Here is a 22,486-nt window from a genome sequence, read left to right as displayed (position 1 = left end):
GCCGGGCCGTTTTCATTACCAGAAAGGAGAAAACATGCAGAATTCTGTAAAAAAGATAAAAAAAAGCAGCGGTACGATGCAGAAGAGAGAAAGCAGATTGGGCATTCTTCTGATACTGCCCACGGTAATCCTCATTGGAGCTGTAATTATCTACCCAATTATCTATAACATTATACTTAGCTTTCAAAAAGTTGCGTTAAATCCGAACCGCCCAAGCAAATTTATAGGGCTGGAGAACTACACGAAGCTATTTGCAGATCCTACGTTTTATAAATCTTTGGGGGTAACCATTGCTTATGTGGTGGTAACTGTTTTAGGATCTACCCTGGTGGGCCTGCTGGTGGCCCTGTTAATGAACCGGCAGTTTAAAGGCAGAAGAGTTGCCAGAAGTTTGATGCTGATGTCTTACGTAGCTCCTATGGTAGCTACCGTCTATGTATGGAAATATATGTTCAACGGTTTGTACGGGGTTATGAATTACCTCACCGTAGATATCCTGCACATATTTGAAGAAGCGCCTATGTGGATGGATCATCCGGTATATTCTGTTTTATTGGTTATCCTTTATGACATTTGGAGAGTATTTCCCTATGCGTTCCTGATGATCCTGGCCGCACTGCAGTCGGTGGACGAAAGTCTGTATGAGGCGGCGCAGATGGACGGTGCCTCAGCCTGGCACAGGTTCTGGGCCATTACCTTCCCGGAACTTCTTCCCTCCATCGCGGCAATCATATCTCTGAGAACCATATGGAATTTCTATAAATTTGATGATATTTACCTGTTTACCAAACAAGTTCCGGTGCTGGGCGTTTACCTGTACCAGACGGCATTTGCCACTCACAATAACGGAGGGGCGGCAGCAATTACCATTGTACTCTTTGTGATTGTATTTGCGTTTGTTATCCTCTTTGGAAGAAAGGCGGTGAGAAAATGAAACAGAAGAAAAAAGCAATGTCCGTATTACATTATGTGCTTGTCATCTTAGTGCTGGTGGTCACTCTTTTTCCGTTTTACATTATGATCACCACCGCTTTTAAAACCTCTGAGGCAGCGGTTGCTTTTCCGCCTCAGATCATTCCAAAAGACACCACGCTTCAGCATTTTAAAGATGTTCTGAACCCCGAGATATTTCCCTTTGGAAGGTATTTTCTGAACAGTTTTAAGATTGCCTTTACAACGGCTGCCATAGCCATTGTTATCGGAGGGATGGCAGCATACAGTCTTGCCCGCCTGGTGTTTCCGGGGCGTATTGTCTTTAAGGAGTCTACGTTAATTGTTTACATGTTTTCCGGAATCCTCCTGGTAGTGCCGCTGTTCAAGATCATGTCCTCCATAGGACTGAACGACAGCATGTGGGCGGTTGTAATTGCCAATTTGGTTTCCACTCTGCCCGCGGCTATTTACATGCTGTCAGGGTATTTCGAAACCATACCGGCATCACTGGAAGAAGCCGCCATGATAGATGGGCTGAGCAGATTTCAGGTCATTTATAAAATTATCCTGCCCTTGTCTGTTCCTGCTATTTCTTCCGCATTTATTTATGTATTCATGATTGCCTGGAATGACTTCCTGTTTTCATTCACCTTCCTGTCTTCACAGAGCAAACTGACGCTGGCGGTAGGATTAAAGCAGTTATTCGGTTCCATGGATTACGTATGGGGACGCATGATGGCGGCGGCGCTGCTGACTGCGATACCTGTAATTATCACGTTCTCCGCTGTTGAAAAGTTTATCTCAGGCGGTCTTACAGCCGGCGGAGAGAAGGGCTAAGGTATGAGAGAAAATATATTAGAACATATTCGCTTACAGTATGTAAGCAGGGCGGAATATATAGAAACAGAGCTGAGGCAGAGTGCCCAGGAGGGAAAGGATATAGATGCTTCCATAAAACAGGAGGCAGAAGATATTCTGAAAGAGAAAGGCACGGTCCGGGGCGAAGACAGGGCTTTAAGGCTTTATGAAAGGGTAAGGCAGATGCCGGTAAAGGCGGATTTCCCTTACCGGGAACCAGAGACACTGGAGGAGATTCTGGAACTTCTGCCTCCGTGCAGTCCCCGGGCAATAAATAAAGATGTGCTGAAGGATAAGATTTTGGGGGCCTGGCTGGGCAGAGCCGCCGGGTGCCTTCTTGGACAGCCGGTGGAATGCTGGACAAGAGACAGGATCCTGGGTTTCCTGAAGGAGACGGACAATTATCCTATCCAGAGGTATATGTCTTCTGATGTCAGCGGGGATGTCAGGGAACGGTATCAGGTAGCAGATGAACCCGGCGCCTACGGAAATCCTAAAATCAGCTGGATCAACAACATTTCCTGCGCACCTGAGGATGATGACATGAATTACACGGTTATGGGGATGCAGATCCTGGAGAACTACGGCAGAGAATTTGTCCCCATGGACGTGGCAGAGTTTCTAACAACAAATGTGCCTGTATTCATGACATGTACGGCAGAGCGCATGGCGTATAAAAATATTATTAATGGAATTCTCCCTCCGGAGACTGCAGCATACGGCAATCCCTACCGGGAATGGCTGGGAGGGCAGATCCGGGTGGACGCATATGCCTATGTGAATCCGGGAAATCCCCGGGAAGCAGCCCGGATGGCAGTGAAGGATGCCAGTGTGACACATACGAAAAACGGCATTTATGCTTCCGCCTTCTGCGCGGCTCTCATCGCGGAGAGCGCTGTCTGTGAAACGCCCGGAGAGGCGATTGAAAGGGCAATGCATTATATTCCCCAGACTTCCAGGCTTTACAGCGCTTTGGAAGAATTCCTGAAGCTGTGCGGGGAGACGGAGGATCCCGAGGAGATGATTGCCTGGATTCATAAAAATTACAACGAAGAGGATCTCCATGACTGGTGTCATGTGATTCCCAATGATATGATTATCTGTCTCTCCCTTTTGTATGGGGGAAGGGATTATACCAGAGTGATCGGACTTGCAGTGGAGGCGGGGTTTGATACGGACTGCAATGGCGCCACGGCAGGCTCTGCATTTGGCATGATGTACGGCGCTGAGGCCATACCGGACAAATGGAAGACTCCCCTGGGAGGGCAGCTGATGACAAGAATCGGATGCCAGGGCAGGGTGAGTTTTCAGGAACTGGCAGACAGATGTATAAAACTGATAGACGAACCATATGTGACTTTATAAGGAGATGAAGGCTATGAGCAAAATGTTAGTTGCAGTTGAACCAAGAGTAGCAGGGTTTAAGGAATATACAGACCGTCCCATACAGGAGGATGAGATTAAGTGCAAAGTTCTGTTTGCGGCCCCTAAGCACGGAACAGAGGTGACAGAGTTCCGGGCGTCCAGCGTGCATGTGAAGGAACGCTATGACAGCGAGTGGCAGTTATTTGTCCCCAGGGATGAGAACGAGGATCCGGATATTGTCTTTGGTGAGTGGAATCTGGGTAACCAGTGGGTTGGAGAGGTAATTGAAAAGGGCAGTCAGGTGACAGAGTATGAGCTGGGGGATCTTATCTGTTCCTATGGAGGAATCCGGGAGACCCAGATTATTAAGGCTGTGGACAATTACCGCTGCAGAAGACTTCCGGATCTGAAGCTGTGGAAGAATGCAGTATGCTACGATCCCGCACAATTCGCCCTTGGAGGAGTGAGAGACGGCCACGTGCGCCCGGGAGACGCGGTTGCTGTCTACGGCCTGGGTGCCATCGGCCAGATTGCTGCCCAGATCTGCAAAAGACTGGGGGCTTCTCCTGTGATTGTTATTGATCCCATTGCCCACAGACGGGAGATTGCATTGAAAAACGGGGCTGACTATGCGCTGGATCCCGGACAGGAGGATGTGGGACACAGATTAAAAGAATATACAAATAAAAGAGGTGTAGATGTAATTATCGAGACCAGCGGACATGTGTCTGCGCTTCAGAGCGGACTCAGGGGGCTGGCATACGGGGGAACCATTTCTTTTGTAGCATTTGCCAAACCGTTTCCAATGCTGGAGCTGGGAAGGGAGGCTCATTTTAACAATGCAAAAATTGTATTTTCCCGAGCCTGCTCAGAGCCCCTGCCTGACTACCCCAGATGGGACAGACACAGAATAGAGGACGTATGCTGGGAAATGCTTACTAACGGATATCTGAACTGTGAAGACATTATATTCCCTGTGGTAGATTTTGCTGAGGCAGACAGAGCATACGAGAAGTATGTAGATCAGGAGCCCCAGTCCAGCATCAAGATGGGAGTTAAGTTTTAGGAGGAAAAAGGATGATACAGCTTGCTACACAAAATAAACCGTTTTTTTCTGATGTACTGGAAGAAAAACTGATTCAGATAAAGGAGTTTGGATTTGACGGCCTGGAGGCAGACGGAGATCTGCTGCTGGAGCGCTTTGACGAGCTGAAGACTGCGGTAAAGGATACCGGCATTCCGGTCACCTCTGTATGCGGAGGGTACCGGGGCTGGATCGGGGATTTCCAGGAGGAAGAGAGAAAGCATGCGATCCGGGATATCACCGTCATTCTGGAACGGGCAGGGGAACTGGGTGCTGCGGGAATTGTAGTGCCCGCCGCCTGGGGAATGTTCTCTCTGCGCCTGCCTCCCATGACGCCGCCCAGAAGTGCTGAGGAGGACAGAAAGGTACTGTTGGATTCTCTCCGGCAGCTGGAGCCTGTGTGCGAACGCTCCGGAACCAGGATCCTGCTGGAACCTCTCAACAGATACGAGGATCATATGCTGAATACTCTGGATGACGCAGGCAGCCTGATTCTGGAGGGAGAACTGAGGCATGTACAGATCATGGCAGACTTTTTCCATATGAACATTGAGGAGCAGGACATTAAAAAGAGCCTGATCAAGTGGAAAGATCTTGTAGGGCATGTGCATATTGCAGACAGTCACAGATTCCAGCCCGGCGACGGACACACAGATTTTGTCCATGGATTTGAAGGATTAAAGGAAATCGGCTTCGACAAGACTATGGCTTTTGAATGCCGGGTATTGGGTGAGGATCAGGAAGGACTCTATAAGGATTCGGCAGCATACATCCGGGGATGTATGGAGAAAGCGGGATTGTAGGAAAAGAGGCGGGATGAGATGAGTATTCAGGTTACGGTATGGAATGAAAACCGATGGAAGGAAAGCACCAAAGACATGTACCAAGTTTACCCCCGGGGAATTCACGGACGGCTCAGGGAAATCTTTGAGGCTGCCGGATATTCTGTGAAGGTGGCCCTGCTGGATGATCCGGAACAGGGACTGTCCCGGGAGGTGCTGGAGCATACGGACGTGCTGGTATATTGGTCCCACATTGCCCAGCATGAGGTGCCGGATGAGACGGCAGAGCGGATTGCAGAAAGGGTGAACCGGGGAATGGGCTTTATTCCGCTTCACTCTGCTCATATGTCGAAGCCTTTTGTACGCCTGATGGGGACCACCTGTACCCTCAGGTGGAGAGAGAGCGACGATGAGGAACTGATGTGGACAGCCTGTGCAGGTCATCCTATTACCAGGGGGCTCCCTCCCTGTGTGCGGTTTGCGCCGGAGGAGATGTACGGGGAATATTTTGATATTCCAAGTCCCGACGAAACAGTATTTATCAGCTGGTTTACCGGCGGCGAGGTGTTCCGCAGCGGGGTCTGCTATCGGAGGGGAAGGGGCAGGATTTTCTATTTTCAGCCGGGCCATGAAACGTACCCTACCTACTACATTCCGGAAATTGAGAGAATACTGGTGAATGCAGTTGCCTGGGCAGCTCAGGGAGATACTGAGGACGAGACCAGAGTGTGCCGCCACACTGCGGCTGCCCTGGAAACTATGCCTGTATGCAGAGACATGAGAATGCCAGAAAATGAAATCGGGAGAGAAGTATGAAAAAATGGAAAGAGAAACAGGAAGAATTGCTGAAGGTATTGTATGCAGGAGAAGACTATACTCTGGCAGACAAACTTCTTGCAGAACTGTATGAGAAATGGCGGCCCTTTGCCCAAAACAGCGGCAGTCCCCTTACCCAGAAGGATTGTATGCTGATTACTTATGGGGATGCTCTGAGAGAAGAGGGAAAGGATCCCCTGGAGGTATTGGATCACTTTTTGAAGGAGAACTGCCCGGATGAGATCACCAATGTGCACCTGCTTCCGGTATTTCCCTATACCTCCGACGACGGATTCTCAGTATCAGATTATACCAGGATAGCGCCTGAGATTGGAACATGGGAAGAAGTGGAGTCCCTTGGAGAGCATACGGGGATTATGCTGGATGCAGTGATTAACCATACCTCAAAGTCTCATGTCTGGTTTCAGAAATGCTGTGCCGGGGAGGCGCCCTATACGGACTATTATATTGAATGCGATCCCCGGGAGGACTATTCTAAAGTCACCCGCCCAAGGGCTCTGCCCCTTCTCACGCCCTTTGACACCGTTCAGGGAAAAAAGTGGTACTGGACGACCTTCTCCGGGGATCAGATTGACCTGAACTTCGGCTGTCCCTATCTTCTCTGTGAAATTATGGAGGTGCTTCTTCTGTATGCATCCAGGGGAGCCAGGTTTATCCGGCTGGATGCCATTGGGTTTGCCTGGAAAAAGGCAGGCACCACCTGTATGCATTTAGAGGAGACACACGCGCTTATTAAGCTGATGCGGCTGATGCTGCAGCAGATTTATCCTGGAACGTATATCATTACAGAGACGAATGTTCCCCATCTGGAGAACATCAGTTACTTTGGCGCGGGGGATGAAGCTAATCTGGTGTACCAGTTTCCCCTGCCCCCTCTGGTGCTTTACACCATGCTTTCCGGGGATACCGGCAGGCTCAGCGCCTGGGCAAAAAGTCTTGGGGATACCCCTCTGCCTGAGGGCACAGCATTTTTTAACTTCCTGGCATCCCATGACGGCATCGGCGTAAGACCGGTGGACGGTATTCTGGACGAGGAAGAAAAACAGCTTTTGTTCCGCAAAGTGAAAGAACACGGAGGGCGCATCAGCTACAAAGAGAACCCGGACAAAACCCAGAGTCCCTATGAGCTGAATATTAATTATCTGGATGCAGTTACATCTCCCGGAGAAACGGAAACTTCTGTGAGAGCCGCCCGGTTCCTGGCATCCCAGGCAATTATGCTGAGCATGCAGGGGGTACCAGGCATCTACTATCACAGTCTGCTGGGATCACAGAACTGGCAGGAGGGTGTGGAGGAGTCACAGATTCCCAGAAGGATTAACCGGGAAAAATTAGAGGTTTCCGCCCTGCATGCTGAGCTTCAGAGAGAGGACAGTCTGCGCAGCCGGGTATTCCGGGGATATCTTGCACTGCTTCGGGCGAGATCCGGACAGAGCGCGTTCTCACCGGAGGCCGGGCAGGAAATTCTATCGTACGGATCTGCCGTGTTCGGGCTTCTGAGGAAGAATAAAACCACCGGACAGAGCGTGCTGGTACTTATCAATGTGACGGAACATACCGTCAGACTGCCGGAAAAAGCAGGGGGAAAGGATATCCTGCATCAGATGGAAGCAGTGGAGAGGGATGTGCTTAAGCCCTGGGAAATCCTATGGCTGGAATTACAATAAATGTGAAAGCTGTAATAGGCTCAGGAGGTTATACATGAAGAAATTGAGAATTGGAATCATGGGAGCGGGACAGGAATCCCTGCACTCTCACTTTCCAAATTGTTTAAAAAATAAGGAACTAGCGGAAATTGCCGCAGTGTGCGACGTGAATCCGGAGAACGCGAAAAATGCGGCCCAGCAGTTTCAGGTACCGGCTTACTATGAATCCCATAAAGAAATGCTGGAGAAAGAGGAGCTGGATCTGGTAACGATCTGTGTGCCCAACCGGTTCCATGAGCCGCTGACCGTAGATGCCCTCCGGGCGGGATGCCATGTGCTCTGCGAAAAGCCACCGGCACTTACGGCCGAACAGGCAGAGCGGATGGCCGCGGAAGCCAAAAAGGCTGGTAAGATCCTCACCTATAACCTGCATTACCGCTATGCCCCGGAAGTACAGATGATGAAGAAAATGATTGACGGGGGAGAATTCGGAACCCTCTACACCGGTAAGGTTCAGGCGGTGAGACGGCGGGGGATCCCGGGCTGGGGGAACTTTACCAACAAGGCCATGCAGGGGGGCGGTCCTCTGGTAGATATCGGTGTGCATATGCTGGACACAGCCCTGTACCTTCTGGATTATCCCAGGCCGGTGTATGCGGCGGCAAGCAGCTCGGACCGGATCGGGAAGAGAGGCGGAGCTGGCCTTATGGGAAGCTGGGATCCGGAAAGGTTTACTGTGGAGGACGGTCTCTTTGGATTTATTCAGTTTGAAGGCGGGATATCTCTGCAGATCGAGGCGGCGTTTGCCCTCAACTGCAAGGAAAAGCAGAAGATGAATGTGGAGATCTTCGGTGATTTGGCCGGTGCCTCTGTATTCCAGGGGGAGATCTACGGGGAAAAGAATGAGAATCTGACAGATACAAAACTCCCCTTTGTTCAGGAAATTGACAAAAGAAATATCAGTATCAGTAACTTTATCAGATGCTGTGCGGAGAATGACCAGCCCCTGATAACGGCAGAACAGGGAGTGACCCTGATGAGAATCATTGAGGCCCTCTACCGTTCCGCCGAGACAGGAAAAGTGGTGGAACTATAGGAGGTGTGCCGTGTTAACGTATACGACAGGCGAAGGGAACTATAAGGACTGGATTCTGGGAGAGGATGAATTCTGTCTGAGACATCAGGGAAAGGGAGAGAGTATCTTCTGCCTGGCTAACGGATATATGGGAATCCGCTCTGCCCACGAAGAACCTTATCCATTCCAGACCAGAGGCTTATTCGTGAGCGGATGCTTTAACAGCAGCAACAACGAGACTGTAGAATTGCCCAACGGGGCGGATACCTGCGAAATGCTCATCACTTTAGACGGAGAGCTATTTTCTATGACCACAGGGAAGGTCACCGGGTATTCCCGGAAGCTGAATCTGTACACCGGAGAGCTGATACGAAAGCTGCGGTGGGTTTCACCAAAGGGCAGAGGCTACGAGCTTCGATTCTGTCGTACCGTATCCAGGTCCAATGTGCATGCCTATGGGCTGAAAGCAGAAATCTGCCCGTTGGACAAAGCGGCAGACATTGAGATCGTATCAGGAATCAACGCCAGGATGACCAATTCCGGTGTCCAGCACTTTAACGACGGGACGAAGAAGGTTTTGGATCGGCAGTATCTGTATCTGGATCAGACTACAACCCAGAGTAATCTGACGCTGTATCACTGCTGCGGCTCTAAAATTACCGGGGGAACCCCCGGGGAGAGAAGCTTTGGCATGCAGAGAAGAAAAATCCTGGAGACCGTAAGGTTTCAGGCGGAAAAGGGTGGGAAGGGCTGTTATGAAAAGCTGGCAGTTCTCTACACCAGCCGGGATCTGGCAGAGCAGGATGAGGAGCAGGGAAAAAGTCTGGTTCTGGAGCACCTTGAGAATCTGGTGGAAAAAGGATATGACGGGCTTTATGAGGAAAGTGCGAAGGCCTATGCGGCGTACTGGAAGGAGCATGATGTCAGGGTAAAAACAGAGTATCCGGGGATCCAGCTGGCGCTTCGGTTTGCCCAGTATCATCTGCTGGCTATGATTCCCCCCGACAGCAGAAGTTCCATCGCCGCAAAGGGACTGACGGGGGAGGGCTATAAAGGGCATGTGTTTTGGGACACGGAAGTATTTATTCTCCCGTATTACCTTTTCAACTCTCCCGCCAAGGCAAAGCAGCTGCTGGAGTACCGGATGAACCGCATGGAGCGTGCCCGGAGAAATGCCGGCAAAAAGGGCTACTGCGGTCTTATGTTTCCCTGGGAAAGCGCGGAGAGCGGGAGGGAGGAAACGCCTCTTTTTGCCAGTATGGACATTCTTACCGGAAAGGCTGCCCAGGTATGGGCGGGCATTAAGGAACACCATATTACGGCGGACATTGCCTATGCCGCCTGGATGTATGAACTGGCCACCGGAGACAGTACCTTTCTGGAAAACGGCGGGGAGCTTCTGATTATTGGATCTGCATTGTTCTGGCGCAGCAGAAGTATTTATACGAAGGATCGCAGCCGGTATGAGATTCACGATATCATAGGCCCCGACGAATACACGGAGCATGTGGACAATAATGCCTACAGCAATTATATGGCTCATTATGTGACGAGACAAGCCATACACCTTCTCAGAGACGGGGACGGCAAAACGGCGGTTAGGGCGGAGGAATATTTCCAGGAGACGGGGATACTGGAGAAGCTGGAAGACTTCGCGGATAAATTATATCTGCCCCAGCCTCTGGATAACCCGGAAGGGGTGCTCCCCCAGGATGACACCTTTATGTCCAAGAAAATACTGGATATTTCCGGGTACCGGAATGACAATATCAAACAGACCATACTGAAGGACTACAGCAGAGAACAGGTAAACAATATGCAGGTGCTGAAACAGTCGGATGTAATTATGCTTATGGAACTGCTTCCGGACCTGTTTTCCAGGAAAATTAAGATGGCAAACTGGGAATATTATGAGCCGAAAACGATTCACGACTCCTCTCTGAGCAGGGCAATCTACTCCGTGGTGGCCAGCGACTGCGGGGAGCCCAAGAAGGCTTTTGCCAGCTTCCTCCATGCCATTGCTATTGATATGGGTCAGAATCCTTATTCTTCCGATGAGGGAATCCACGCAGCCTCAATGGGCGGGATCTGGCTGGCAGTTGTCCGGGGCTTTGCTGGGCTGCGCATACAGAAAGACACGCTGTATCTTGCGCCTTGTCTGCCGAAAGAGATTGAAGAGATCAAATTTCATGCAGTATACCGGGGGAAAAAGATGGAGATCTGCGTCTCCCACAGAAATATCTATATAGAGAGCCGGGATTCTTCAGAAATCCCAGTGAAGATTATGGGACAGGTATACAAACTTACACATAATCTGGATATCAAATATTAGCAGCCGGGCAGGCAGATGAATTTAGATTTCATCTGCCTGCCCATTGTAATTTCAGATAAGTTAGTATAAGATTAAATTATACCGAACATAGTATGAAACATGAGGGAAGGAGAGGTATCTATGACACTGCCCCAGGCAATATCCCTGGACGAACTGAAGGAAGAAGGCTGTATCTATTTTGCACATATCCAGGAAGGCTTTGACCGGTATGCATGCAAGATGCTTACCGGCTCGGGAGAGTACCTGAGAACGAGGCTCCTGGAGCTGATCTGGAGAAATGGATGGGAAAACTCTTTTGTGGACTTCTATTACGGGAGATTAAATGAAAAGGAACGCAGGATCGTGAGAAAGGTCCTGAATCAGGAGCAGCGGGATTATCTCCTGGCGATGGACGTAAAAGAGGAAGATTTATATTTTAATCTGACGCCGGAGCTTTTTTCCATTACCTTTCAGCTGAGCGTGACGGAGACTTTATTCAGTACCTTTTATTTCAGCAAATACCCATGCTGTGTGTGGGCTAATTTTGAGGGGAAGTATCCTGTTTTTTACAAAAAGGAAGAGAAAGAGAGGATAAAGCTGGATGGAATATGAATCCAACTACCAAAAACTGTGTGTGACCTGGAGGGAACGGTTTCTCACCTGGGATCACGAAGGGATTTATAAGAATCTGAATCTGCAGGGCTGCAGTCCGGATTATTTGGAGATTCTGTACTTCGGCCGGCCTTACCGGATCGATCGGGGGACGGGGATTATTACCAATCTGCAGGATCCGGAAGATGAGATCACCTTTTCCACGCAGATGGCCATTTACCATCTGTTTTATTATTCTAAGGAGAAACCCAGGAACTCAGGGGAATGGATTCCCTTCCGCCAGGTAAAAGGGGCCGCTCCCTTTGAAAGTGCATTTAAGAAGATGGTGCTTGCGCCTTTTGCCCAGTCATTCAGCGGGAAAAAGGAACTCCTGGAGGAGAGAGGGAGGGAACTGGGATTTGTCAGGATCAACAGGGGGGATGTGGGATTTTATGCGGAAGCTTTCCCCTGTATCCCTCTTCAGTTTATCTTCTGGGACGGGGACGATGAGTTCCCTGCCCAGGCAAACATTCTCTTTGATAAGAATATAACAGATTTTACCCATGAGGAAACGGTGGTCCTCATAGCCGAAGAAGGGGTTGACCGTTTCCTGGGCAAAAAGACCCGGCGGTAGGGGATTCAGTCTACAAACTCATCGGGGCTGAAGGGATACAGGGCTTTGTAGGAATCCAGTTCTGCTTCAGTCTCCGGTGAGCTGGGAATCAGCCCTGTCATCTCAGTGGTGGCGCTTGTATCCAGATCCTTTTGAGAGGTAGCCTCCACACGGAAGGGATCGTCTTTTTTACTTCTGTGGCACATAAAAACACTCCTTTGCAAGTACTTTACCTTAGTATTCCAAAGGAGCGTTTTTTTTATTCTGTTTCATTCCTTTAACGCAGAAGCAATCCTGGTCAGCCCTTCCATCAGTACACTTCTTGGGCAGGCAATATTGAACCGCTGGAATCCTTCTCCGCCCGGTCCGAACATGGTTCCTCCGTCCAGCCAGACTCTGGCTTTGCGGCTCATAAAACGATCCAGATCCTTGGGGGAATATCCCAGCTTTGAAAAATCCACCCATACCAGGTATGTCCCTTCCGGTTCCGTGAGTACAGTCTGGGGCAGCCGAGTATGCAGGAAATCCTTCATGCACTTTAAATTTTCCTGCAAATACAGCTTCAGCTGTTCCAGCCATTCCTGCCCGCTCTCATAGGCAGCCTGGCAGGCGGCAAGCCCCATGGTGTTGAGATTGCTGTATCCGTTTCTGCTGCATTCCTCCTGAAAAAGGGCCCGGAGGCGGGGGTTGGCAATGATGATATTGCTCACCTGGAGACCCGCCAGATTAAAGGTTTTGCTGGGGGCCGTACAGATGACAGAATTCTGAAGAAACTCCTGTCCCAGTGCACCAAAGACGGTGTGCGTGTGTCCCGGGTAGACGAAATCTGAGTGAATCTCATCCGCAACGATCAGGACCTGATGCCTCCTGCAGATTTCGCCCATTTTCTGAAGCTCCTCTCTGGTCCATACGCGGCCTACCGGATTGTGGGGACTGCAGAGGACAAACAGCTTTACCTGGTTTTTCAGTATTTTGTCTTCAAAATCCTGAAAGTCAACGGTATAATGTCCGTCTCTGCAGCAAAGTGGGTTATTCACCAGCCGTCTGTGATTTTCCTCAATGGACCGGGCAAAGGGATAATAGACAGGCTGCTGGATCAGTACGCTGTCTCCCTTTGCAGTGAATGCCCGGATAGCCTGTACAATGGCATACACCACGCCCGGGGTTTTGACCACCCAGTCCGGCTCAATGGAAAAGCCAAAATGGCTCGAGTACCAGTTCTGGAGTGCGCGGACATACTCCGGACCGGGTTCAGTGTACCCAAAGATTCCGTGGTCCGCACAGGCACGGAGCGCCTCCCGGATTCCGCTGGCCACTGGAAAATCCATATCCGCCACCCACAGGGGAAGAATATCCTCCGGCATGCCGTACTTGGCAGCAAAATCATATTTCACGCTGTTTGTCTGCCGGCGGGAAACGATTTGATCAAAATTATAGTTCATTATGTAGTATGCCTCCTTTTTGACATTTTCTATTGCTTACGTATGAAAACCTGGGTATGATTCTCGAGTCTATAGCCTTCCGGCTGCAAAGTCAAGAGAAAATACAGCATAAAGTTAACAAGGATTCTATTGACAAAGGAAGATTGGAGGCATATAATCACATTAATCCCAGTGGTTAAGTAGGAATTTGAAAAATAAAAGAACCGTAAGGAAAGGAGAACAGCCATGGAAAATGTGAAAAAAAGTGCAGTGGAACTCATAGGCAACACCCCTCTTCTGGAGCTTGGAAATTACAGCAGGAAGAATGGGCTGAAAGCGAGAGTAATCGCAAAAGTAGAATATTTCAACCCTGCAGGCAGCGTAAAGGACAGGATTGCCCTGGCAATGATTGAGGATGCCGAGCAGGCGGGAAGGTTAAAGGAGGGGGCCACAATAATAGAACCTACCTCCGGAAATACAGGGATCGGGATCGCAAGTGTTGCGGCAGCAAAGGGATATCAGGCTATACTGACGATGCCTGAGACCATGAGTGTAGAACGCAGAAATCTTCTGAAAGCCTATGGTGCCAAGGTTGTGCTCACAGAGGGAAGCAAAGGAATGAAAGGTGCCATAGAGAAGGCAGAACAGCTCCAGAAGGAGATCCCAAACTCCATTGTTCTGGGCCAGTTTGACAATCCGGCCAATCCAAAGATGCACCTGCAGACTACAGGACCGGAGATTTACCGGGATCTGGACGGGAAGATAGATATCTTTGTGGCAGGCGTAGGTACCGGAGGGACGATTTCCGGTGTGGGGAGTTACCTGAAGAGCAAGAAAGCAGATGTGAAAGTTGTGGCGGTAGAGCCGGCGGATTCTCCGGTACTCTCAGGAGGGACACCGGGACCTCACAAACTTCAGGGAATCGGAGCAGGCTTTGTACCCAAAACCTTAGATGTAAATATCTGCGACGAGATTATCCAGGTCAGAGGCGAGGACGCCTATGAGACCGGCAGAGAAATTGCGGCCAATGAGGGCATCTTGGTTGGGATCTCCGCAGGGGCGGCTGTATATGCGGCAGCACAGCTGGCGAAGCGTCCGGAAAACGAGGGGAAAACAATTGTAGTGCTCCTTCCCGATACCGGTGACAGGTATCTGTCTACCCCGAGGTATCTCACCGAGGATTAGGAGGAAAGACATGGGTAAAAAAGAAGCCAAAACGAACGCTATGCGCATTCTTGACAGGAATAAAATCTCCTATGAGACCATTTCCTATGAGTGCAGTGAGTTCATCGACGGACTCCATACGGCAGAGCTCACCAATGCCCCGGTGGAGCAGTCTTTTAAGACCCTTGTGGTACAGGGAAAAAGCAAAAATTATTATGTTCTGGTAATTCCCATTGCAGAGGAGATCGATCTGAAACAGGCGGCAAAGGTACTGGGGGAAAAATCAGTAGAAATGATTCATGTAAAGGACATTCTCCAGGTGACGGGCTATGTGCGGGGAGGCTGCAGCCCTCTGGGGATGAAGAAACAGTATAAGACAGTGATCCATGACAGCGCCCTGGCATATGACAGCATCTATATCAGCGGAGGCCGGATAGGGTCTACCATACGGCTGAATCCCCAGGATCTTGCAAAGACCGCAGCCGCGGTCTTTGAGGACGTTGTCATGAAAGATTCCAGGCCTTCATAATCTCATCCGCCAGAATCTGATGTCCTGCTTTTGTGAGGTGGATGCCGTCCGTGGTGATGGCATCGTACCCCTGCTCCTCAGCCTGGCCGTTCAGGGCGTTGTGAAGAGGGATGAAGGTAACCCCGTAATTCCTGGACAGCTTTTGGATCTGTCTGGAAAGTGTCTGCTGCCAGGGGATCCAGTTTGCATACTCCTGGGGGTGGGGAAAGATAAAGGGCTCCAGGGTGATAATTTTTGCCTTGGTGCTGTTGGTAAGGTCGAATAGCAGCTGATGATAAGAGCGAATGCTGTCTGTGAGCAGATAGTCCCGCTCTTTTTCCGTTGTCACGGTGTTCATGAGGATCCCTACGTCATTGATTCCCACCAGGATACACACATAGTCCGGCTGGTAGGTGATGCAGTCTCTCTCCAGATTGTGGACAAGGCGTTCGGCGACGAATCCGTCCACCCCCTTATTGATAATCTCCCAGGCAGGATTTGTCTGGTGCAGCTTGTCTGCGATTTGATTTACATATCCGAAACCTAAGCCATTTTCGGAAAAAAGCCGGTTGGCATCGGTGATACTGTCTCCTAAAAATACTATAGTTCCCATGGGCATTCTCCTTGTGTGTTTGAACCTGTAGAATTGGTCCGAATACTGGAAATATATAAATTATTTTAACCCAATCGGTATTACAATGCAATTGATAATTTTTGTCACTGTTGCACAAAAGCGATTTTTTTCGAAAATGCTACTGGACAAATCGGGAAAGGACGGATATAATAAAAATCCAATACAGCGGTAAAGTCTAAGCTGTATCTCTATCAGGCCGTTCGGCCGCAATTTCCAACTATCAATAAAATTTCACAGGAATCGAGGTGAATGCGTGACACTGCAGGTATGTCTTATTTTGCTGCTCTCCGCCGGGGCTGTGGTTATGGATCTGCTGGGGGAAAGGATATGGAATCCATGGATCTGGCTGGGCTGGGGAACAGGGGTTCTTTATCAATTTCTGCTGCAAGGGAACAGGGGGATTCTGATCTTTTTATCCGGCGGGCTTCTTCCGATACTTCTTCTTTTCCCTCTGTTTTATTTCCGCATGCTGGGGGCCGGTGATGTTAAGCTTCTCTCGGCGCTGGGGGGCCTTTTGGGCGCCAGGGGGATCCTTTCCGGCCTGGCCTGGTCCTTCCTCTGGGGCGGGATCTTAAGCGGAGCATTTCTCATAGCCTGCGGCAATGCCGGAGAGAGAATGGCATACCTGGGGCAGTATCTGAGGGACTATATGAGAACCGGAGAGAAAAAGCCCTACTACCGGAGGGGAAGCCGGCCGGAGAATATTCACTTTACCGTTCCCATATTGCTGGGAATGCTGATGTATGCGGGAGGTTACTATTGAGAAAAAGTATTTTTGCGGTATGCGATCTGGAAGTTTCGTATGCCTGTCACTTTATGGAATATATGAACCAGAAAAAGAACACCCCTTTTGAGTTCCAGGCGTTTACCAATGTGGATAGCTTGTGTGCCTACGGGGAGAGCCATCCCATAGAGATATTGCTTATATCCGACAAAGCCATGTGTCCCAGGGTAGAAGCCATCTCCCCGGGGAAAATCATGATATTATCCGAGGGAGTCCACAGTCCCGGTCTGGATCAGTACCCCAGTGTGTACAAGTACCAGTCCTCAGATGCTGTGATAAGGGAGGTTATGGCCTGCTACGGAGACAGCTCACCAGAGCCTCTGAAGGTGCAGGTTATGAAACGGCGCACAGCCATTATAGGTGTCTATTCCCCTCTGGGGAGAGTCCTGAAAACATCATTTGCACTGACTCTGGGCCAGATACTTGCCCGGGAACAGGCAGTCTTATATCTGAATCTGGAAGAATATGCAGGGTTTGAGGGTCTGTTTGAACGGACCTACGAGAGGAATCTTGGCGACCTGATCTACTATCTCAGACAGGGAAATCCCAATCTGGTATTTAAACTGAACAGTATGGTGCAGACAATCAACAACCTGGATTATCTGCCTCCGGTACAATCTCCGGGGGATATCCGCAGCACGTCCTACGAAGAATGGACGGAGCTTATCCGGCAGATTGTTGAGAACAGCGCCTACGAGGCTGTCATCATTGACTTTGGGGACGGGGTTGACGGCTTATACCGTCTTCTGGATCTGTGCAGGCGCATCTACATGCCGGTGCTCCGGGATGCCATGTCCCAGGCAAAGGTTCTGCAGTTTGAGAAGCTGCTCAGCCTGTGGGACTGCAGGGAGGTCCTGAGAAAGACGGAAAAGATCACCCCGCCCTTTCACAATTATTTCGGCAGGGGAGAAGAGTATGTGGCTCAGCTGATGTGGAGTGAGCTGGGTGACTATGTGAGAGAGATTCTGCGGGGAGGGAAGCTGTATGAGGAATAGAGAGGCCCTGCGCCGTGAGCTGCTGGAGCAGATCGAGCACATGGGTGCCTGGGAGGCAGAGGATCCGGAGATCCTTCAGATGATTGACGAGCTGGTTCTGGAACACGGGAGAAAAGAATGCTGGAGTCTGGAAGAGAAGCAGGAAATCCGCCAGGAGCTTTTCTACTCCGTCAGGAAGCTGGATGTGCTTCAGGAATTGGTGGAGGATGATGAAGTAACGGAGATTATGGTGAATGGGTGGAAGCAGATTTTCGTGGAGCGGAGGGGGAGAATCACGCTGTGGGAGAAAACCTTTACCTCCCAGGAAAAGCTCTGGGATGTGATTCAGCAGATCGCAGCAGGCTGCAACCGGGTGATTAACACTTCCAGACCTATTGTGGATGCCAGGCTGAAAAACGGTGCGCGGGTAAATGCTGTCATTGAGCCGGTGGCTCTTAACGGTCCCATCCTAACAATCCGGCGGTTTCCGGATCGCCCCATTACCATGGAGGATCTCATTGCCGGGAACAGCATTACCCGGGAAGGGGCCGAATGTCTGATACAGATGGTCAGGCAAAAGCATTCTATGCTCATCGGAGGGGGAACCGGGGCAGGAAAGACCACTTTTTTGAACGCCTTGTCCTGTTATATTCCTTCGGAGGAACGGATCGTCACTATTGAGGACAATGCGGAGCTGCAGATACAGGGGATCGCGAATCTGGTGCGGCTGGAGGCAAAGCTTTCCAATCTGGAGGACAGCCCGCAGATTACTATAAGGGATCTCATCAAAACAGCTCTCCGGCTCCGGCCTGACAGAATCATTATCGGGGAGGTGAGATCCTCCGAGGCGGTAGATCTCCTCCAGGCGGTGAACACAGGCCATGAGGGAAGTCTCTCAACGGCCCATGCCAACAGTGCCGCTGATATGGTAAGCCGTCTGGAAACTATGGTGCTCATGGGGATACAGCTACCCCTGGAAGCCATCCGGCGTCAGATCGCAGCAGGCTTTGACATCCTGATCCATCTGGGAAGGATGCCTGATAAGTCCAGAGCCGTGCTGGAGATCACGGAAATTACAGGCTTTTCCCGGGGAGAGGTCTGCCTTCATCCGCTGTTTATCCGGCGGGACAGCGAAAGGCTGGAAAAGGTGGGGGAACCCATGGGAAAAAGGAAGGGCGGCATATGAGAATACAGTACGATTCCTATGCCTACTCCCGAAAAGAACTGCTGAAGTACACCGGAATCAGCGGATTTTTGTGTATTGCGGTGAATCTGCTGTTCTATCAGTCAGTCTGGGCATTTCTGCTCATATTTCCCATTACTTTTTATTATCTGAGAGAAAAGAAAAAAGAACTTATCAAGGCCAGAAGGCAGAGGCTGCATTATCACTTTAAGGATGCTCTCGGCTCTTTAGGAGCGGCGCTGCGGGCCGGGTATTCTATGGAAAACGCCATAGGGGAAGCCTGTGGAGATATGAGACGGCTGTACGGGGCCGGGGATGAACTCACCAGAGAGCTGCAGTATATGCAGGCACAGCTTCGCAATCAGGTCCCCCTGGAAAAGCTTCTGGCTGACTTTGGGGAGAGAAGCCAGGTAGAGGATATCTATAATTTCTCCCAGATCCTCTCTGCGGCCAAACGTACAGGGGGGAATGTCACAGGGGCGCTGGAAAAAAGCGCCAGAGTGCTGGAGGGAAAGATTGAGATAAAAAAGGAAATTGACGCGGCCATTGCGGCCAGAAAGCTGGAACAGAAAATTATGAGTATTATGCCGGCCGGTATAATCGTATATATGCAGGCGACATCCCCCGGATTTCTGGATGTTCTTTACCGGAACCCGCTGGGAGCCGGAATTATGAGCGGCTGCCTGCTCACTTATCTGGCTGCGTATCACATGGGAAGGAAGATGGTAGAAATTGAAATATAAAATCCCGGTACTCATTGCCGCAGCAGGTCTTCTACTGGGATGCGGCATCGGCATATATGAGGGAAGAGCGCGGGCCTGGAGCCAGGAAGATTATTTTCAGAGAAATACATACGGGGGCGGAGCGTATACGGAAGAGATGGAGGCACAGATCGACGGGGAAAAAAAGAAAGTTGAGGTAACGGTAGAGGAGAAAAAGTACAGCAGAGGGGAAGCAGAGAGGCTTATGCAGGAGACTGCGGAGGCGCTGGACGTGGAGATTCTGGGGGATAACCAGTCTATGGATGAGATAAGGAAGCCGATGCATCTTCCGGAACACGTCGGGGATTCTCCCGTGGCAATCTCCTGGATTACGGACAGTCCGCAGATCCTGGACTGGGAGGGTGCCCTTGGGGAGGAGATCCCTCAGGAGGGAGTCTTTGTCACGATACAGGGCGAACTGTCCCTCGGGGAGAGCCGGCAGCTGTATGAGCGGCGGGTAAAGGTATTTCCCGAACAGCTTTCCCGGGAAGAGCAGACCCTGAAAAAGCTGCAGGAGAGCATTGAGAAGGAAAACCAGGGGGAGGATACAGGCCGGCTTTATCTCCCCGGGAAGGTGGAAGGCAAAACGATCCGCTGGATGAGAAGCTCTTCCCATACAGGGCTATGGGTGACTCTCTTTGCCTTACTGTCAGCGGTACTTGCCGCCGCCCGCCAGGAAGAGCAAAAGCACAGAAAGGAAAAAGAGCGCAGGGAGCAGCTGCTTCGGGACTACCCGGATATTGTTGGCAAGCTGGTGCTTTTTCTGGGGGCAGGAATGACCATAAAGGGGGCGTTTACCAGAATCGCCGCAGATTACCGGAAGTGGGGGCAGTGCGGATCCCGGCCGGGATATGAGGAGATGGCGGCAGCCTGCAAAGAGATGGAAGGAGGCATCTCTGAGGCAGAGGCTTACCAGCGGTTTGGGGCAAGATGCCGTCTTCCCTGCTACAGAACCCTGGCGACCCTGCTTTACCAGAATCTGAGAAAGGGCGGGCGGGGACTGCTGGAGCTTCTGGAGCGGGAGGCGGCGGAGGCGGAGGACGACCGCATCCGAAACGCCAGAATTAAGGGAGAACAGGTATCTTCCAAGCTGTTGCTGCCTATGTTTCTCATGCTTCTGGTGGTTCTGGTGATTCTTATGGTACCTGCGTATCTGACATTTTATTGAGAAGAAAGGGGGTGAGAATATGAGTGAATGGAAAGCTTTTTTACAGGAAGAGGACGCCATTGGGGTGGTAGAGATAATCCTGATCCTGGTCGTTTTAGTGGGGCTTGTGGTAATTTTCAAAAAGCAGCTTACCAGTCTGGTAAACAACATTTTGTCTAAGATTACAAAAGAAAGCAACAATCTTTAGCCTTAAGGGCCGGAAGGAGGACTGGAGTGTGAAAGCCAAGGGTAGTATTACAATTATGCTGTGTCTCACCCTGACGATTATGACTGCGCTGGTTGGGGCTTGCTTCCGTTCGGTACAAAATGCATCTGCCAGGGCAGTTGCGGCCGGTGGGGCGGATGCGGCTCTCTATTCCCTTTTCGGGGAATATGACAGAGAGCTGCTGGAGCGCTACGATCTGTTTTTTCTGGACGGGGCCTACGGGGGGAGCAGTCTGAAGCTGGGAAAGGTTACAGACCGGATCACCTATGGGATGGAAAAAGTGCTGGAGACGGATCTTATGAAGACTTCGGTGAGGCAATGCGGGCTTACCGCTTACTGCCTGGCTACTGACAGCGGCGGCGAATCCTTTCGGAGACAGGCGGCCGCATGGGCCAGAGACTCTCTGGGAAGCCAGGCAGTCTCTCGCCTCCTGAAACAGGCAAAGGGGGAAAGTGAAACAATCAGAGCATTGGAAGAGAGGGGGGAAAACCTACAGGAGGGGGAAACACTGGAGGAATATGACAGGATGCTGGAGGCGTCCCGGGAGGCAGATACCGGGGAGGCCAAAAGCGCTGAGGAAGAGGCAATGCCGGTCCCGGGGGATGAGAATCCTATAGAGATATTCCGGCAGGTGAAAAAGATGGGGGTTCTGGGGCTGGTAATCCCTGACAGCAAGGATATCTCTGAAAAACAGGCAGAGATATCCGGATTCCTGTCCCGGCGCACCCTGCTACAGGGGTTTGGAAATTCCAGGGGAAGGCCGGAGGATGCCGGAGGGAGCGAGAATCTGCTCTATCAGGAATATGTCCTGAAGAAGATGGGCAGTTACAGCGAGCCCTGCAGAGAAGGGGATTTGTCTTATCAGGTGGAATACATTCTGGCAGGACAGAGCAGTGACCAGGAGAATCTGAGAAGGGTAGTGCAGCGGCTGCTTCTGATCCGGGAGGCTGCAAATTATGCCGCTATTTACACAGATCCGGTAAAAAGGGGACAGGCTGCTTCTCTGGGGCTTACCCTGGCATCCGCCGCGGGGGTCCCGGCAGCCCAGCAGCTGGCAGAGACATTGGTGATTCTGTGCTGGGCTTACGGGGAGAGCCTGCTGGACGTGCGGGATCTGCTGGCCGGGGGCAGAGTCCCCCTGGTAAAGAACCAGGGGCAGTGGAAGCTGTCCCTGAATAATCTCCCTCATATTCTGGAACTGCTCCGGGAGGAGGGGGGAACGGGTACGGAGGGCATGGAGTATAAAGGATATCTGCGGGTCCTGCTGTATCTGAGTCTGGAAAAGGAAGATACGGAGGTATACAGGTGTATGGATATGGTGGAAAATGTTATAAGAAAGACAGAGGGCAAGGGAGGCTTCCGGCTGGATCAGTGTCTGGAATCGGCGGAGGCAGAGCTTATACTCACTGGTCCCCAGGGGCAGGAATGGAGTCTTATAAGAAGCTATGGATACGATATGAGGGGGGAATAGAAGGATGCCTTTTTCCTGTGAAATGCAAAACAATACAAATAAAAAAATAACAAAAAATCACTCTCTTCAGGTAAATAAGCCTCTGCTGTCCCCGGCAGAGGACACATGCAGGAAGCAG

Annotated in this window: 23 protein-coding genes; 20 read left to right on the top strand and 3 right to left on the bottom strand. The window is 50.7% G+C overall.

Features of this window, described 5'->3' with window-relative positions:
- The first annotated feature begins 34 nt into the window (after window positions 1-34).
- The 11 genes from ACGHCT_RS20875 (at window position 35) to ACGHCT_RS20825 (ending at window position 12,116) form a co-directional block, all read left to right on the top strand.
- Window positions 35-934, top strand: coding sequence for a carbohydrate ABC transporter permease (locus tag ACGHCT_RS20875; RefSeq protein ID WP_226903628.1), 900 nt, complete (start codon window positions 35-37; stop codon window positions 932-934).
- A complete protein-coding gene (locus ACGHCT_RS20870; protein WP_072850671.1) occupies window positions 931-1,770 on the top strand; it encodes a carbohydrate ABC transporter permease in 840 nt (279 codons plus the stop codon). Before ACGHCT_RS20875 ends, ACGHCT_RS20870 begins: the two co-directional genes overlap by 4 nt.
- A gap of 3 nt (window positions 1,771-1,773) precedes the next feature.
- Window positions 1,774-3,156 carry an ADP-ribosylglycohydrolase family protein gene (locus ACGHCT_RS20865; RefSeq protein ID WP_072850673.1) on the top strand — a complete coding sequence of 461 codons (1,383 nt, stop codon included), beginning with the start codon at window positions 1,774-1,776 and terminating at the stop codon, window positions 3,154-3,156.
- Window positions 3,157-3,169: 13 nt separating this feature from the next.
- On the top strand, window positions 3,170-4,222 hold the full coding sequence (locus ACGHCT_RS20860; RefSeq protein WP_390437413.1) for a zinc-binding alcohol dehydrogenase: 1,053 nt from the start codon (window positions 3,170-3,172) through the stop codon (window positions 4,220-4,222).
- An 11-nt stretch (window positions 4,223-4,233) separates the two neighbouring features.
- Window positions 4,234-5,043, top strand: a complete 810-nt coding sequence (locus ACGHCT_RS20855; protein ID WP_242946739.1) for a sugar phosphate isomerase/epimerase — start codon at window positions 4,234-4,236, stop codon at window positions 5,041-5,043.
- 18 nt (window positions 5,044-5,061) lie between these two features.
- Window positions 5,062-5,838 carry a ThuA domain-containing protein gene (locus ACGHCT_RS20850; RefSeq protein ID WP_390437412.1) on the top strand — a complete coding sequence of 259 codons (777 nt, stop codon included), beginning with the start codon at window positions 5,062-5,064 and terminating at the stop codon, window positions 5,836-5,838.
- The gene (locus tag ACGHCT_RS20845) at window positions 5,835-7,526 is read left to right on the top strand and encodes a sugar phosphorylase (RefSeq protein WP_390437411.1); all 1,692 of its coding nucleotides are present in this window, start codon (window positions 5,835-5,837) and stop codon (window positions 7,524-7,526) included. The genes ACGHCT_RS20850 and ACGHCT_RS20845 overlap by 4 nt, the downstream gene beginning before the upstream one ends.
- Before the next feature lie 34 nt (window positions 7,527-7,560).
- Entirely contained in the window at window positions 7,561-8,601 is a 1,041-nt protein-coding gene (locus ACGHCT_RS20840) for a Gfo/Idh/MocA family protein (RefSeq protein WP_072850681.1), read from the top strand.
- Window positions 8,602-8,611: 10 nt separating this feature from the next.
- Window positions 8,612-10,912, top strand: coding sequence for a glycoside hydrolase family 65 protein (locus ACGHCT_RS20835; RefSeq protein WP_390437410.1), 2,301 nt, complete (start codon window positions 8,612-8,614; stop codon window positions 10,910-10,912).
- 120 nt (window positions 10,913-11,032) lie between these two features.
- Window positions 11,033-11,503 (top strand): hypothetical protein, encoded by a 471-nt coding sequence (locus ACGHCT_RS20830; protein WP_072850685.1) that lies wholly within the window; start codon window positions 11,033-11,035, stop codon window positions 11,501-11,503.
- The gene (locus ACGHCT_RS20825; protein WP_390437409.1) at window positions 11,493-12,116 is read left to right on the top strand and encodes a DUF3786 domain-containing protein; all 624 of its coding nucleotides are present in this window, start codon (window positions 11,493-11,495) and stop codon (window positions 12,114-12,116) included. Before ACGHCT_RS20830 ends, ACGHCT_RS20825 begins: the two co-directional genes overlap by 11 nt.
- Before the next feature lie 5 nt (window positions 12,117-12,121).
- Here the strand turns inward: ACGHCT_RS20825 and ACGHCT_RS20820 are convergent, their stop codons facing one another.
- Together ACGHCT_RS20820 and ACGHCT_RS20815 are read right to left on the bottom strand one after the other, a co-directional pair.
- Complete coding sequence (locus ACGHCT_RS20820; protein ID WP_072850689.1) at window positions 12,122-12,301, bottom strand: hypothetical protein; 180 nt, start codon at window positions 12,299-12,301, stop codon at window positions 12,122-12,124.
- Window positions 12,302-12,364: 63 nt separating this feature from the next.
- Complete coding sequence (locus tag ACGHCT_RS20815) at window positions 12,365-13,537, bottom strand: MalY/PatB family protein (RefSeq protein ID WP_072850691.1); 1,173 nt, start codon at window positions 13,535-13,537, stop codon at window positions 12,365-12,367.
- A 225-nt stretch (window positions 13,538-13,762) separates the two neighbouring features.
- Between ACGHCT_RS20815 and cysK the strand changes: the two genes are divergently transcribed.
- Complete coding sequence (gene cysK / locus ACGHCT_RS20810; protein WP_072850693.1) at window positions 13,763-14,701, top strand: cysteine synthase A; 939 nt, start codon at window positions 13,763-13,765, stop codon at window positions 14,699-14,701.
- Window positions 14,702-14,711: 10 nt separating this feature from the next.
- Entirely contained in the window at window positions 14,712-15,209 is a 498-nt protein-coding gene (gene ybaK / locus ACGHCT_RS20805; protein WP_072850695.1) for a Cys-tRNA(Pro) deacylase, read from the top strand.
- Here the strand turns inward: ybaK and ACGHCT_RS20800 are convergent.
- A complete protein-coding gene (locus ACGHCT_RS20800) occupies window positions 15,184-15,801 on the bottom strand; it encodes a GDSL-type esterase/lipase family protein (protein ID WP_072850697.1) in 618 nt (205 codons plus the stop codon). The genes ybaK and ACGHCT_RS20800 overlap by 26 nt on opposite strands.
- A gap of 274 nt (window positions 15,802-16,075) precedes the next feature.
- On the opposite strand from ACGHCT_RS20800, the gene ACGHCT_RS20795 reads away from it, so the two are divergent.
- From ACGHCT_RS20795 to ACGHCT_RS20765, 7 genes are read left to right on the top strand one after another with little or no spacing between them, the layout of a single operon-like run.
- Window positions 16,076-16,585 carry a prepilin peptidase gene (locus ACGHCT_RS20795; protein ID WP_390437407.1) on the top strand — a complete coding sequence of 170 codons (510 nt, stop codon included), beginning with the start codon at window positions 16,076-16,078 and terminating at the stop codon, window positions 16,583-16,585.
- A complete protein-coding gene (locus ACGHCT_RS20790; RefSeq protein ID WP_084067777.1) occupies window positions 16,582-17,601 on the top strand; it encodes a hypothetical protein in 1,020 nt (339 codons plus the stop codon). The genes ACGHCT_RS20795 and ACGHCT_RS20790 overlap by 4 nt, the downstream gene beginning before the upstream one ends.
- The gene (locus ACGHCT_RS20785; protein ID WP_072850699.1) at window positions 17,591-18,766 is read left to right on the top strand and encodes a CpaF family protein; all 1,176 of its coding nucleotides are present in this window, start codon (window positions 17,591-17,593) and stop codon (window positions 18,764-18,766) included. The genes ACGHCT_RS20790 and ACGHCT_RS20785 overlap by 11 nt, the downstream gene beginning before the upstream one ends.
- Window positions 18,763-19,506, top strand: coding sequence for a type II secretion system F family protein (locus ACGHCT_RS20780; protein WP_072850702.1), 744 nt, complete (start codon window positions 18,763-18,765; stop codon window positions 19,504-19,506). Before ACGHCT_RS20785 ends, ACGHCT_RS20780 begins: the two co-directional genes overlap by 4 nt.
- On the top strand, window positions 19,496-20,692 hold the full coding sequence (locus tag ACGHCT_RS20775; RefSeq protein WP_390437405.1) for a type II secretion system F family protein: 1,197 nt from the start codon (window positions 19,496-19,498) through the stop codon (window positions 20,690-20,692). The genes ACGHCT_RS20780 and ACGHCT_RS20775 overlap by 11 nt, the downstream gene beginning before the upstream one ends.
- 19 nt (window positions 20,693-20,711) lie before the next feature.
- Window positions 20,712-20,879, top strand: a complete 168-nt coding sequence (locus ACGHCT_RS20770; RefSeq protein ID WP_072850704.1) for a Flp1 family type IVb pilin — start codon at window positions 20,712-20,714, stop codon at window positions 20,877-20,879.
- A 28-nt stretch (window positions 20,880-20,907) separates the two neighbouring features.
- Window positions 20,908-22,368: a DUF5702 domain-containing protein gene (locus ACGHCT_RS20765; protein WP_390437404.1), complete on the top strand. Its 1,461-nt coding sequence runs from the start codon at window positions 20,908-20,910 to the stop codon at window positions 22,366-22,368.
- Window positions 22,369-22,486: the final 118 nt, after the last annotated feature.

Origin of the sequence: Lactonifactor longoviformis (assembly GCF_042848515.1) — a bacterium.
GTDB lineage: Bacteria > Bacillota > Clostridia > Lachnospirales > Lachnospiraceae > Lactonifactor > Lactonifactor longoviformis.
The sequence above is the reverse complement of the archived record's forward strand: the minus strand, read 5'-3'. Positions and strand labels throughout refer to the sequence as shown.